Genomic DNA, 13469 nt, shown 5'->3' on the forward strand with positions numbered 1-13469 from the left:
AGATCAACCGCAAGAGCGTGATCGTCCTGGCCGAGAACGGCACGAAACAGTACAAGGTCTCACCGGAATTGCTAAGGCCCCTTCGGGACGTAAAGTAAGTCCAGTACGTCGTGGAATGAACGCTTACAGTTACGCGTCAGCGTTGAGCAAGGCGCAGACCTGGCGGACATTGTGCCGCCGTTGCTGGCGTTCAGTTCAAGCAACCCATACCTTTGCAGCCGCCAATCGCACCTGCTGTTTCAGATCGCCCAGCAACTGGAGAAGAGCGTTGAGCTGGAGCAGGCCCTGCTGCTTTATCAGCAAAGCGCGCATGGCGAAGCCCGCTGGCGACAGATTCGCGTACTGGAACAACTGGGGCGCGATGCCGAGGCCTATGATCAGGCCCTGGCCTTTAGCCAAACCCCAGGCAGCGATGAAGAAAGCCAGCGCCTGGAACGAGCCCTCACCCGCCTGCAGCGCAAGCTCGGCCTGCAGATGGTGAAAAAGCCCAAGGCTGCGAGCGAAACCCGCATCGACTTGGTATTGCCGGCGCCGACACATGGCAGTGTGGAGATAGCTGTGAGTGCACCTGCAGCAGGATGATGCTCCGGTGCACTATGTGGAAAATGCCCTGCTCTGCAGCCTGTTCGGCTTGCTGTGCTGGGAGGCGATCTTCGCACCGCTGCCGGGGTCATTTTTTCACCCGTTCCACAGTGGCCCGGTGGACCTGCACAGCCCGGACTTTTATGCGCGCCGCCAACACCTGTTCAAACGCTGTCTACTGCAACTTGAACAACCCGACTACAGGCAATTGATCAAGGCTCGGTATCAGGAAAAGTTCGGCCTGCAATCACCCTTCGTCTTTTGGGGCATGCTCGATGAGGCGCGCCTGGGACTAGCCCTGCAGTGCATTCCCGCTGCACACCTGCACGCCTGTTTTACCCGCCTGCTGCGAGATCTGAAAGCCAACCGCGCCGGCATGCCCGATCTGATCCAGTTTTATCCGCAGGAACATCGCTACCGGATGATTGAGGTCAAAGGCCCCGGCGACCGCCTGCAGGACAACCAGAAACGCTGGCTCAGTTTCGCGGCTGAGCACGGTATCGCCGTTGTAGTTTGCTACGTGCGCTGGGCTGAGGCATGAGCTATCGGGTAGCGGTGCGGGCACTGTGCGAGTTCACCGCCAAGGAAGGTGACCTGGATCTGCGCTTCACCCCTTCCCTCACCGCTCAGGAAGGCATGGCTGGGCACCAGACAGTGGTTGATCGGCGGGGAGACGGCTATATCGCCGAGTTACCTCTAAGTGGCAGCTACCCCGGCCTGCTGGTCGGCGGCAGGGCCGACGGGTACGATCCGCAAGAGCGGCGCCTAGAAGAGATCAAAACCCACCGTGGCGATATCAGCCGCATTCCGGCCAACCACCGGCTGCTGCATTGGGCGCAGGTCAAGGTCTACGGCTGGCTGCTCTGCCAGCAGCTTGAGCTGGAAGAGTTGGAATTGGCTGTGGTGTATTTCGACGTGATGAGTCACGCCGAGCATGCCTTCAGCGACCACTTCACAGCCGCTGAACTGGAAGACTTCTTCAATCAGCAGTGCCAATTGTTTCTGAGCGGGGCTGAACAGGAAGAAGCACCGCATCAAGCGTGACGAGCATCTGCAGAGCATCAGTTTTCCCTACCACTCAGGAAGTCCCGTCCTGAGCGGGGCGAACTACAGGATAAGAACATGCCAAACAATACTTTCGGTGAATCCTCTTGTACCGCTGCGGCCAGCGGCCTCGTGCAGGTGCGTGGCGCGCGTGAGAACAACCTCAAAGAGGTGGACGTCTCTATCCCGCGGAATGCGCTGGTGGTGTTCTCGGGTGTCTCCGGCTCCGGGAAGTCCTCGCTGGCCTTCGGCACCATCTATGCCGAGGCGCAGCGACGCTACTTTGAGTCGGTGGCCCCCTATGCACGGCGCCTGATCGACCAGGCGGGCGTGCCGGACGTAGATGCGATCGACGGCCTGCCACCAGCGGTGGCGCTGCAGCAGCAGCGGGGGTCCAGCAATGCGCGTTCCTCCGTGGGCAGTGTGACCACCCTGTCCAGCCTGGTGCGGATGATGTATTCGCGCGCCGGCGCCTATCCCGCCAATCAGCCGATGCTGTACGCCGAGGATTTTTCGCCGAACACGCCGCAGGGGGCGTGCCCGACCTGCCACGGCTTGGGTCATGTGTACGAGGTGTCCGAGGCGATCATGGTGCCCGACCCCTCCCTGAGCATCCGTGAGCGGGCGATTGCTTCCTGGCCACCCGCCTGGCAGGGCCAGAACCTGCGCGACATCCTGGTCAGCATGGGCTACGACGTTGACCGGCCGTGGAAGGACCTGCCGAAAAAGGATCGCGACTGGATTCTGTTCACCGAGGAAACACCAACGGTGCCGGTGTACGCCGGTTTCACGCCTGCCGAAACCCGTACCGCGCTCAAACGCAAGATGGAGCCGAGCTACATGGGCACCTTCACCGGCGCCCGGCGGTATGTGTTGCACACCTTCGCCAATACCCAGAGCGCGCTGATGAGAAAGCGCGTATCCCGGTTCATGGAGGGCAAGCCGTGCCCCACCTGCCACGGCAAGAGGCTCAAGCCCGAAGCGCTGTCGGTCACCTTCGCTGGGGTGGACATCGGCGCGTTTATGCAGATGCCGCTGGACCACTTGGCGGCATTGCTCGAACCCATCGCACAGGGCGATTTCCGCGCCCATGCAGCGGGTGCGGCTACGGACAAGGAAGCGACCCGGCGCGAGCGTGCCGAACGCGCTGCCACCGGCCATGCGGTCCATGCGGTATCGCCCGACGTGCGCCGTACCTCCGCGCTGTCGGAAGAAAAGCGCCTCGCCGCACAGCGCCTGGCTGGAGGCGTGATGGCGCGCCTGCGCCAACTGCGCGAGCTAGGCCTGGGCTACCTGACGCTGGACCGGGCCACGCCGACGCTTTCGGCCGGCGAGTTGCAACGCTTGCGGTTGGCCACGCAATTAAGTTCCCTGCTGTTCGGCGTCGTGTACGTACTTGACGAACCCTCGGCGGGCCTGCATCCCTCCGACAGCCAGGCCCTGTACGATGCACTCGACCGGCTGCGCGACGCGGGCAACTCGGTGTTTGTGGTGGAGCACGACCTGGACCTGATGCGCCGCGCGCAATGGCTCGTGGATGTCGGGCCGGAGGCCGGGGAGCGTGGCGGCCGCGTGCTCTACAGCGGCGAGCCGGATGGCCTGCGCAAGATTGCCGAATCGCGTACTGCACGTTACCTGTTTGACGAAATTCCCGCACCCGGAAGCCGAGCACGCGAAGCGACCGGCTGGTTGGAGCTGCAGGGCATCCACCGCCATAACCTGCATGGCGTGGATGCGCGCATTCCGCTGGGCGTGCTGACAGCCGTTACCGGCATCTCTGGCTCCGGCAAATCCAGCCTCATCGCGCAGGCCCTGCCGGAATTGGTGCTGCTGCACCTGGGCCACGAGCCTGAAGACGATGCCGCCGAAAGCGCCACCAGCGAAGGGCCGGCAGTGGTCGAAGCGACCGGCGGCCATCTGGCGGGCGACGTGGACGCCATACAGCGCCTGGTGCAGGTGGACCAGAAGCCGATCGGGCGCACGCCGCGGTCGAACCTGGCTACCTACACGGGTCTGTTCGACCATGTGCGCAAGCTGTTCGCCGCCACGCCCGATGCTCGACGCCGCCGCTATGATGCCGGACGGTTCTCGTTCAACGTCGCCAAGGGGCGCTGCGAGACTTGCGAGGGCGAAGGTTTCGTTAGCGTGGAACTGCTGTTCATGCCTAGCGTGTACGCGCCGTGCCCGACCTGCCATGGCGCGCGCTACAACGAGGCCACGCTGAAGGTGCAGTGGAACGGGCGCAACATCGCCGAGGTGCTGCAGATGACCGTGGACGAGGCCAGCGAATTCTTCGCGGGTGAAGACGCGGTGGCAAGGCCCCTGCAACTGCTGCGCGACATCGGACTGGGCTATCTGCGCCTGGGGCAACCGGCCACTGAGCTTTCCGGTGGCGAGGCGCAGCGCATCAAGCTGGCGACCGAGCTTCAGCGCAGCCAGCGCGGCCGAAGCCTGTACGTGCTCGACGAGCCGACCACCGGGCTGCACGCGTCGGATGCCGACCGGCTGCTGGTGCAGTTGCAGCGCCTGGTCGATGCCGGTAATACCGTAGTGATGATCGAGCACGACATGCGTGCGGTGGCCCAAGCCGACTGGGTGATCGACGTAGGGCCAGGCGCGGGCGCTGCCGGCGGCAGCATCGTGGTGGCGGGTTCCCCTCAGCAGGTGGCCCGAAAGTCTGGCAGCCGAACCGCTCCGTTCCTTGCACGGGAGTTGGCGCGGGCCGAGTAGCTTAGTTCGCCAAATGTTGCCAGCTTCGCGGGGCATTGATCGTCGCCACACGGTGGTGACGGTCGCTGCCCGAGTCGCGTCATCCTTCCTGAGTCAGAGCAAGATAGGGATTGTTGGGCGGTATTTCGGCGAATACCAAGGACCCATTTTCGAGGAGGTAGCCATGCAGTCGGCGGGACTTCCTCGGGCCCGTGACTTCACAGGTCCAAATGTTCAGGCCATTTGGGTGCTTGCGGTATAGCTGCAGTTTCTAAAAGCGCTTTTGCACCCACTGCCAATCCGGTTGCTTGTCCTGCCTGACCAGCGCATCCACCTGGGATGTTCCTACGCATAGCGCTGGAACACGCTGGGACTGACCAGGTAGGCGGTGTCGCTCACCGTATGCACGAGCGCCTTGGCGTCGTTGATGATGAGTCGCCGCGCGGCGACTCCCTGTCGCAGCCACGTCATGAAATGCTCCCCGGATGGTATCGCGACTGTTGGAGTTGATGCAGGTCCAGGCGCAGGGGTAAGTGGCAAGGGAGACGCTGCGGCTGTGGTTGGGGCAGGAACGTCAGGCTGGGCAGGGACTTTCTCCACTGGATCTTCACCCTTCCCCATGTCGGCCGTGCGATCCAATCCAACCATCGCCAGCATGTCCTCCATGACGTCAGGCACGGGCGGGGCCGCAGTCGGCAAGGCGGTATCGCTGCGAGGGCATTCCCAAGGGGGAGTCTCCAGACCTTCGGGGGTTGGCTGCCCCACGACCGCGGGCGGTGTGCCTGGTGCACTGCCGTTGATTTGCGCTGGCGTCGTGTCGATCGCCACCGTGCCTGCGAAAAGCGCTGGCCGCTCGCCGGATTCCCAGATCAGCGCGGGCGCGAGGCGCAACAGGGTGAACGAGTAGGACCAGCCGGTCGCACTGGTCACGGTCGCGCGCCAGACCGCCTTGCCGTCTGAGGTGGGCTGGAGCATGCCGTGGTTCTGCAGCACTTTGAAGACGGCGGTGTTGTTCACAGGAATGCCGTCGATCCCCTGAGACAGCAGGTGCGCGCGCAGCTTGTCCGAGACAGTCTTGCTCACCAGCCACAGCCCATCCTCAGTGAGCCAGCCATCGGAGGCTTCCGGCTGATTCAGCTTCAACGGTTCCTTGAGCAGGAAGCGCAGCCCGTCCAGCAGCTTGCGTTGCAGCGCGTGCCTGGGCGCGGCCATGGCGCGCGCGGGATCGCCGCCCAGTTCCTGTGCCACAGAAGCGCGATCAGCCTGCACGACCAGTTCACCCAGCACGCCGGCGTGCTCGTACTGCCCGGCCAAGACGTAGAGCAATGGTGCCCACAGAGACGGATAGCCGCTGAGCCAGTCTAGGAGCGGACCATCGAGCAATTGGCGGTAGAGCAGCCCTGTTGCGGCGCTGTGCAACCGGTACTCGCGGTCTTCGCGGTAGCGGAAGCGGTACGACTGGTGCAGCGGGCCGTGCCAGGGATGCCACAGCGAGCCGTCTGCCAGCTCGACCAGCAGATCGACGGCCACCTTGCCGATGTCGTGCAGCAGCGCGGCGTAAGCAACGGCGGCGGTCCAGGCTTCCGACTGCGCCGCCTGGTCTTAGGGGCTGGCGCCGATGGGCAACAGATGGGACTGCCGCAGCTTGAGCGCATAGGCGACGATCTCCAACCCGTGATCCAGCATGCCGCCGGGGTAAGCGTGATGATGGCTCTCGGAAGCGGGGAATTGCTGGACCAGCTCGGCGTAGCGCTCCAGCGGCGTGCGCTGCCAGATGTGTTCCAGCAGCTTCTGTCGGCGCGGTGTCGCCAGCAGCGATGCGGCCGATTCGGGCCGTAGCAGCCCTTTGGGGAGGTCGGTGGCGGGCGCTGGTGATGGGGCAGTGACCGGAGGCCGTTTTCGCTGGAACAGGGAGAGCATGTGGGTGTCCTCTGGGGGGGGCCGGCCGGGATGCCTTTTCGCCTTTTCGAGGTAGGGCCTTTCCCCTTGCACCCCCATTCCCTTGCCGTTTCGGCCCTTTGGCCTTTAACCGCTTCGGTATAGCGGGAAATGGGATGCGGCTCCAGCGTCAATGGGGAACCCGCTGGAATGGAATGGTCAGCGTCCTTCAGGTCACGCTCGATGCCGTAGAGCTTGTTGATCAGGCTCAGCGCCACGTCGGCACGCCCAGTCTTGCCCTTGGGCTGCACCTTTTGGGCTTCGACGAACTTGCGTCGCGCATGCGCCCAGCAGCCCAGGCGTTCGATGCCGTCGCGTGCAGCCACGGCGTTGTAACCGGCGTAGTCGTCGGTCATCAGGTAGCCGCGGTAGCCATCGAGCAGGCGTAGCGGCACCTCCTGCGCGCGGCTGGCTGTGTAGTCGAAAAGGATCACCGGCTTGTCCGGCGGCCCACCGCTTTGCACCCACATCCAGGATTGTGCCGAGGGGTCGCGTCCCGGTTCATGCAGCACCTGCAAGCGCGTTTCGTCGCAGTGCAACACGGGGTAGTCCAGCAGCTTGTCGCGCATCAGGTTGAGCAACGGTTGCAGTTGCTCGCCACTTTGGATCACCCAACGCGCCAGGGGCTGGCGTGGGATGTCGACGCCGTGGCGGCTGCCCCCTAAAGAAGGTTGGCCGTAGAAGAGCACTTGAAGGGCTTCGCGTCCCTCTCTGGAGTGTGCTGTCTTTTGCGTGTACAGCCCCTGGTTTCAGCGTTGTCAAGTGGCAGTTTTGCTATAGGAGCGTTTTTTCCGCGCACCGCATCACTGGTAATGCTGTTCGATCACTCGAAGCTTCGGATGATCTGATCGTTATTTGGTCACATTGCTGTTTTTGACATCGGCAAAGACTGAAATCAGTCAGAAATACAAGGGTGTGCAGCCCTAGATTCTTTCTTGCAGCGCCTTGAAGAAGGCATCGATATTCTCATCGTGGCGTTTGTAGTAGGTCCAGGGGCCGATCCGCTGCGATGTCACCAATTGCGCGCGCTGTAGAGCTGCGAGATAAAGCGATGTCGTTGACTGCGAGAGGCCCGTGCGCTCTTGGATGATACTGACGCACACGCCTACCGTTTCTGGGTCGACTTCCTGCTCGGGAAAGACTGTCCTGGGATCCTTGAGCCAATTGAGGATGGCAAGGCGCGTCGGGTTCGCCAATGCTTTCAGGGCTTCGTTGACGTCAATAATCATGAATTTTTTGAGACCTGTTTTTTTCGATATCTAGATATCTTCCTGATTCGCGCATCAAATTGGAAGGCTTCGCCATGATCTCTGCGCGCCAGCCCGTCGCAATGACGGGCTGGTTTGGACTGGAATCCTATTGTCCTGTCAGGTAGGACTATCGGGCACCTGTGCGCCGAATTGCGGGACGATATGTTTGCCAAGTTCCTCGATAACCTCTGCTGCGGGGCGTTTACCATACTTGAGGTTCAGGATGACGTGATCTACACCGATTTCCTGAAGTGTATCCAGCAAGGCCCGCAGGTGGTTACGTCCCAGTCGGAATCCTAGATGGATAGGCGAGGGCGGCGTGGATGGGTGTTCGTCCAGGTCGATATACAGCGATTGCAAGAACGGCTTGTAGATAGTGCCACATTGTTTAGCCGTTTCCTGTCGCCAATCTTCCACGATGAGTTGCTGCATTTTTGGCGGACGTGGATAGTTGATCCATCCATGGCTTTCACGCGCGATCCAATCGAGCGGCTGGCGGCTGTGTCCGGTTACGAATAGCGGTATTTCCCGAGTCGTAGGTTTGGGAACGAGATCGGCCCCCAGTAACTCGCCGTGACTCCAGCGAATGGGCTCGAAGTGTGTTCGATGGGCTTGGCGTATCACATTGAGGTTTTCTTGAAAGGTCTCGCCACGCTGTTCTGGATCAACGCTGAATGCGGGAAACTCCACGGGACGATCGCCAGAGGCTACTCCCAGGAGCAAGCGACCTCCGCTCAACTGATCAATGCTCGCTGCGGCCTTTGCCGTGTGCAAGGGATTACGCAAAGTAAGGGCGATGGAGGCGGTGCCTAGTGCGATTTTTGTTGTATGGGCTGCCATGTAGCCCAGATACACCCAAGGGTCGAAAACCTGGCCGACATCGCCGAAGCTTGGGTCCCTGAGCGGCACGTCGCGAAACCAGAGCGCCGAAAAACCAAGTGCCTCTGCACGTTTGGCCAGCGCGACCTGATCTAACATGCTCGGTGTATCACCTTCGAAAGCCTCCAGGGGAAAGAACAGCCCAAGGCTTAGATGACCCTGCCTGAAGGTTCGTTTGAATCCCCTATGCTCTTGGTAGGGGATCGTGCTCGGTTGGTACATGCTTAACTTCCTCGGTCAGCAAACGCAAAGCCACGCCCCTGAGTTATGGGGCGTGGCTCTGAGCGTTTAGGATTTGTAAGTCGGGTAGTCGGTGTAGCCCTTATCGGTACCGCCGTACATGCTGCTTGGATCAACTGGGTTAAGCGGCCAGTTGTTGGCGATACGAGCGGGCAGGTCGGGGTTCGCAATGAAGGGGCGGCCAAAAGCGATCAGGTCGCCCCAGCCAGCTTTTATCACGCGATTTCCTCGTTCAGCGGTGTACTTGCCGGCATAGATAATCTTGCCGCTGAAGGTCTTACGAACAGCTTCCCGGAACGTCTCAGGCAGCTCGGGTGCGTTTTCCCAATCGGCTTCGGCGAGCGACAGGTAGGCAATGCCTACTTCCTCGAGGATCTTCACTGCCTCGATGTAGGTTTGGTGAGGATCTTCTTCGACCAGGCCAAGGTAGACGCGGTCTTCGTCTGTGGTCGCGAACAGCGGGGCGAAGCGAACGCCAACGCGCTCCTTGCCGACGACACCAGCAACGGCGAGGGTGATTTCGCGCAGGAAGCGAAGACGGTTCTGCAGCGAACCGCCATATTCATCATCACGCTGGTTGGTATGCGCCGAAATGAACTGGTTTACCAGGTACCCATTCGCGCAGTGAAGCTCCACCCCGTCAAAACCTGCGTCCAAAGCATTTCGGGCTGCTTGGGCGTAGAGCTCAACCAGTTCCTTTACCTCCTTGGTGGACAGGGCTCGTGGGGTCGAAGGGTCGGCCAGTGTACCCGTGCCGGGGCCAGTTTCGATGAACACCTTGACGTTGTCCGCGCGGATGGCTGATGGCGCGACGGGCGCTTCACCACCGGGTTGCAGCGACGTGTGCGACACGCGGCCCACATGCCAAAGTTGAGCAAAGATCACCCCCCCTTCGGCGTGAACAGCGTCGGTGACCTTACGCCAGCCTTGTATCTGTTCCGGGCTATGAATGCCAGGTGTCCAGGCATAACCCTGTCCTCGGGGTTCGATCTGTGTGCCCTCGGTCACCATGAAGCCAGCACCGCTGCGCTGACGGTAATATGTGGCCATTAGGTCGTTCGCAATATTGCCGGGTTGGGAGCTGCGTGAACGCGTCAGTGGCGGCAGAACGATACGGTTCTTGAGGGTGTATGGGCCCAGCTGAGTGGTTTTAAAAAGTTCTGAGTGTGTCATTTTGCTTACCTGCATATCTAAAATATTCGATGTTATAAGTCAAAAAAACATGGTTCAAGGAGGTCAGAAGAGCCCGAGCGGTGCTTCGTTGAGGCTGACGTAGATGTTCTTCTTCTGGCTGTAGGCTTCCAGCATTGACTTGTGAGTTTCCCGTCCTAGGCCAGATTTCTTATAGCCACCAAAGGGGGCATGGGCAGGGATCTCATGGTAGGTATTTACCCACATACGTCCGGTTTCCACCGCGCGTGCCACACGTAACGCCCGGTTGATGTCTTGGGTCCAGACTGCACCGGCTAGGCCGTACTCGGAGTCGTTGGCCATGGCGATGACCTCCGCTTCATCCTTGAAAGGAATGACGCACAGAACAGGGCCGAAAATTTCCTCGTAGGCGACGCGCATATCGTTGCGAACACCGACCAGAATCGTTGGCTGGATGAAGAAGCCGGCATCGTAATTGGCACCTGTGAGACGACCGCCGCCGATCAGTACCTCAGCGCCTTCCTGTTTAGCGATATCGACGTAGCCGAGGATCCGTTCCATCTGGGACTTGCTGACCTGTGCACCCATCATGGTGTCCGGGTTCAGTGGGTCACCCACACGCACAGCTTCGAACTTATGCTTGAGCTCAGCTAGGAATCGTTCGTAGATGGATTCGTGAACGAACAGCCGTGCGCCGGATTCGCAGACTTGGCCTTGGTTCCACAGGATGGCGAGGACTGCGCCTTCCACGGCCTTGTCCCAGTTCGCATCGGGGAAAACGATGTTGGCCGACTTGCCGCCCAGTTCAAGGGTGGCGGGAATGATTTTCTTCGCTGCCGCATTGGCGACGAGTTCGCCGACACGCGTCGAGCCGGTAAAGGCAAGCTTGCGCAGGTCCGGATGATCCAGTAACGCCTGCCCAACTGTGGTGCCTAAGCCTGTGACGATGTTGACCACGCCGGCTGGAAGTACCTTAGCGAAGATCTTCGCCAGTTCGAGGATGGTTACCGGGGTCAGCTCGGAAGGTTTGATGACTACGGTGTTACCCGCTGCGATGGCCGGAGCGATCTTCCAGGCGGCCATAAGCAGCGGGAAGTTCCACGGAATCACTTGGCCCACAACTCCGAGGGGTTCACTGAGAGCGATGCTGAGTGTTTGCTCATCCAGCATGACCGCCTCATCCGATTGGCTGCGGATTACGCCGGCGAAGTAGCGGAAGTGATCAATTGCCAGCGGGATGTCGACGGAGCGACTTTCACGAATGGGTTTACCTACATCAAGGGTTTCCAGAACGGCGAACCGATCGGCATCGGCTTCCAGCAGGTCGGCGATCTTCAACAACGCATTGGCGCGTTCCGCAGGTGAGGTGGTACGCCAGGTCATGAAGGCGCGCTGTGCGGCCTGCACCGCGCGGTCGACGTCGGCAGCTGTGGCGTTTGGGATGTTGGTGAGAATTTTTCCGTTGGCGGGGTTGATAATGTCGAGGGTTTCACCGTATTCGTCCGAAACCCACTGGTTGTCAATAAACAGGCCGTAGCTGCTGTCGGGAAGGTGATTCGGATGGGTATCGCTGGAATCTTTCATGGGGGGTGCCTCCTGAGGTTTCTAGCGCGGGTTACGAGTCCAGGCTATTCGCAATATTCATATATGTCAATATAACGCTATTGGTTCCGGCACGTGTGCATATTTCCACGCCCTTGCAGCTCACTTCTGGATCAGCTGGGAACGCGCCGTGCTTCGCGCCAGGGTTGCCTATGCAGCCAGCTCCCTTGAGCTTTTCATCATGGAGGCTGGCTGCATCAGGTATTGATGTTTGCGTTGATGTGCAGATGAAGTTAGAACGGCGCGTCAATATCGATGACGCTAATCAGCTTGTGATTGACGAATTCCTTGATGCCCAAGCCGATTAGCTCGCGCCCGTAGCCGGAGCGTTTGATTGCGGATTCCACGCTGACTCGGACACCCATTCCACGCACATCCGGACAGTGATTCCACGCTGACCCGGACACTCATTCCACGAGCATCCGGACACCGATTCCACGGCCATCCGGACACTTTTCAGGCAGGCAGACGGCTTGTATGGTCATTAGACATCCCGTTACGACAGGGTATCGAAGGCTGGCGCATTCAACCGACGTGCTTGATTGGCCCCGAATACTTCGCTATAGCATGATTATTGGTTACTAGGATGAAGCCTTCCGAAGCGGCTTGTCCGATGAGCATCCGATCAAATGGGCGCTGTGAAGGAGAGGCGAGGCCGCAGCCGTAATGGCGTGTCGGCTGGTCATGGACAGCTCCTTGTAGTCGCCGTCCAGAAGAGACCTTCTTAGTACTCCTGTATCGAACTGAAAGCTGGCTTTGCCCATCGCGTTTTGGCCGATTTCCCAGATGCTAGCGGCGCTGATGAACAGCTCATTGGCGCGATCCTCGATCATCTCCACAGCCCCGAGTTAGCTAACCTACTTAGTCTATCCCCTCGTTGGAGGGGCAGCTGTCATGGTCAATTGCAGGCTGTAAATAATTGCGGTTTTTCCGTGACGCTGCGGTTATATGGAATTATGGCTCAGCCATAATTATTGCTGAGCCATAATTTCCATCATTTTGTGGCCCCGCCGTACAGCTCGACGCGTGACGCGCTTCGTGCGTGCACTAGATAGGCAGCTAGATGTTAGTGAGCAGATCTCAGCGTACGCAGACTTTCTCGAACCTGCCCCTCGCTACAAATTACTCAGGTCATCCGCTTTCGTTTGCAATTTAAGCAGTCGCGAGGAGTCGCGGTACCCTTCCGCGTCACAGACGCGCCTCGCTTGTGGTGATTACCAACGGTGCGAAATTTCAAAATTCGAAAAGACGACTCCGAGCCGGTTGGATCAGCCTCGCATCGTCCGTGGAGATATGTCTTGATCTCAAATAGTCATTGGCCGCGCCTAGGGTAAGTCCGATAAGGATTATCTTTCTTGCTCTTCTGGTGCGTGAGTTCTGGCAATCCTTGTCAATATATACGTATTACAAATACCGATGGTCAGTGGTTGGCTTTTTCTTTTCTAAAAGTGCTTGACGAGCAGTGGTTGGAGCTGGATTATTTTATTGCATTGGTTTCAGGTTGCTGTTTTTTGTCCAATACTGAGCGTAGTGGGGCGATGCCATAGGCTTGCATCGATGAATAAGGTACTTAGTTTAATAATGGAGGTTGATGGGGTTGCGCTGCTCGCCTTTTAGACTCAGGCCATATATTAATAGTCAGAACTGACGCTCATTGGGAAACAAGCTTTTCATACTTGGTAGGTTTGTCAAGGTAGGGACGTTTTGCCCAGATTCTGCCTCTAGACATCTATGGCTCAGATAGAGAGATGGTATGGACGATTTAAAGAAAGTATCTCATTTGTTATACGCCCCGGGTGAGGTAATGCCTGGTATCGAGATGTCGTTAGCAGAGGCGTGCGCTGTTGCCGCTGACCGAAAACTGACCCAGTAGAGGCTGTTCTGCCGACTGAAAACTGACCCAGGTGTTCAACTGCTCCTGCTCAATTTTTGAGCAGGAGAACACAGGGTGATCAGTATGGAAATGATGGGCAAAATCCGCCGGATGTATTTCCGCGACAAGCTGTCGCTGCATGAGATAGCCAAGCGCACCGGGTTGGCGCGCAACACGATTCGCAAGTGGGTCAGAGCACC

General features: G+C 59.3%; 8 protein-coding genes and 3 pseudogenes. 4 read left to right on the top strand and 7 right to left on the bottom strand.

The window, feature by feature from the left end; all coding sequences use genetic code 11:
* The first annotated feature begins 171 nt into the window (after positions 1-171).
* The 4 genes and pseudogenes from IEG05_RS23425 (at position 172) to IEG05_RS22390 (ending at position 4356) form a co-directional block, all read left to right on the top strand.
* A complete protein-coding gene (locus IEG05_RS23425) occupies positions 172-582 on the top strand; it encodes a hypothetical protein (RefSeq protein ID WP_224742958.1) in 411 nt (136 codons plus the stop codon).
* Entirely contained in the window at positions 563-1123 is a 561-nt protein-coding gene (locus tag IEG05_RS23430; RefSeq protein ID WP_236082312.1) for a VRR-NUC domain-containing protein, read from the top strand. Before IEG05_RS23425 ends, IEG05_RS23430 begins: the two co-directional genes overlap by 20 nt.
* A pseudogene (locus tag IEG05_RS22385) lies at positions 1120-1696 on the top strand (ATP-dependent DNA helicase); the annotation flags it as partial. The gene IEG05_RS23430 and the pseudogene IEG05_RS22385, both read left to right, overlap by 4 nt.
* A gap of 8 nt (positions 1697-1704) precedes the next feature.
* Complete coding sequence (locus tag IEG05_RS22390; protein WP_019406651.1) at positions 1705-4356, top strand: excinuclease ABC subunit UvrA; 2652 nt, start codon at positions 1705-1707, stop codon at positions 4354-4356.
* Between the two features lie 79 nt (positions 4357-4435).
* Here IEG05_RS22390 and mobH read toward each other — a convergent pair.
* From mobH to IEG05_RS22425, 7 genes and pseudogenes are all read right to left on the bottom strand, one after another.
* A pseudogene (gene mobH / locus IEG05_RS22395) lies at positions 4436-6255 on the bottom strand (MobH family relaxase).
* A gap of 179 nt (positions 6256-6434) precedes the next feature.
* Positions 6435-6929, bottom strand: a pseudogene (locus IEG05_RS22400) (IS66 family transposase); the annotation flags it as partial.
* 267 nt (positions 6930-7196) lie between these two features.
* On the bottom strand, positions 7197-7502 hold the full coding sequence (locus tag IEG05_RS22405; protein ID WP_049326338.1) for an ArsR/SmtB family transcription factor: 306 nt from the start codon (positions 7500-7502) through the stop codon (positions 7197-7199).
* 138 nt (positions 7503-7640) lie between these two features.
* Entirely contained in the window at positions 7641-8624 is a 984-nt protein-coding gene (locus tag IEG05_RS22410; RefSeq protein ID WP_063543695.1) for an LLM class oxidoreductase, read from the bottom strand.
* Positions 8625-8690: 66 nt separating this feature from the next.
* Entirely contained in the window at positions 8691-9815 is a 1125-nt protein-coding gene (locus tag IEG05_RS22415; RefSeq protein ID WP_015275826.1) for an alkene reductase, read from the bottom strand.
* A gap of 63 nt (positions 9816-9878) precedes the next feature.
* Positions 9879-11378: an aldehyde dehydrogenase family protein gene (locus IEG05_RS22420; RefSeq protein ID WP_003291466.1), complete on the bottom strand. Its 1500-nt coding sequence runs from the start codon at positions 11376-11378 to the stop codon at positions 9879-9881.
* A 599-nt stretch (positions 11379-11977) separates the two neighbouring features.
* Complete coding sequence (locus IEG05_RS22425; protein WP_003291464.1) at positions 11978-12229, bottom strand: PIN domain-containing protein; 252 nt, start codon at positions 12227-12229, stop codon at positions 11978-11980.
* Positions 12230-13469 lie beyond the last annotated feature (1240 nt).

This window comes from Stutzerimonas kunmingensis (genome assembly GCF_014764705.1).
Classification (GTDB): domain Bacteria; phylum Pseudomonadota; class Gammaproteobacteria; order Pseudomonadales; family Pseudomonadaceae; genus Stutzerimonas.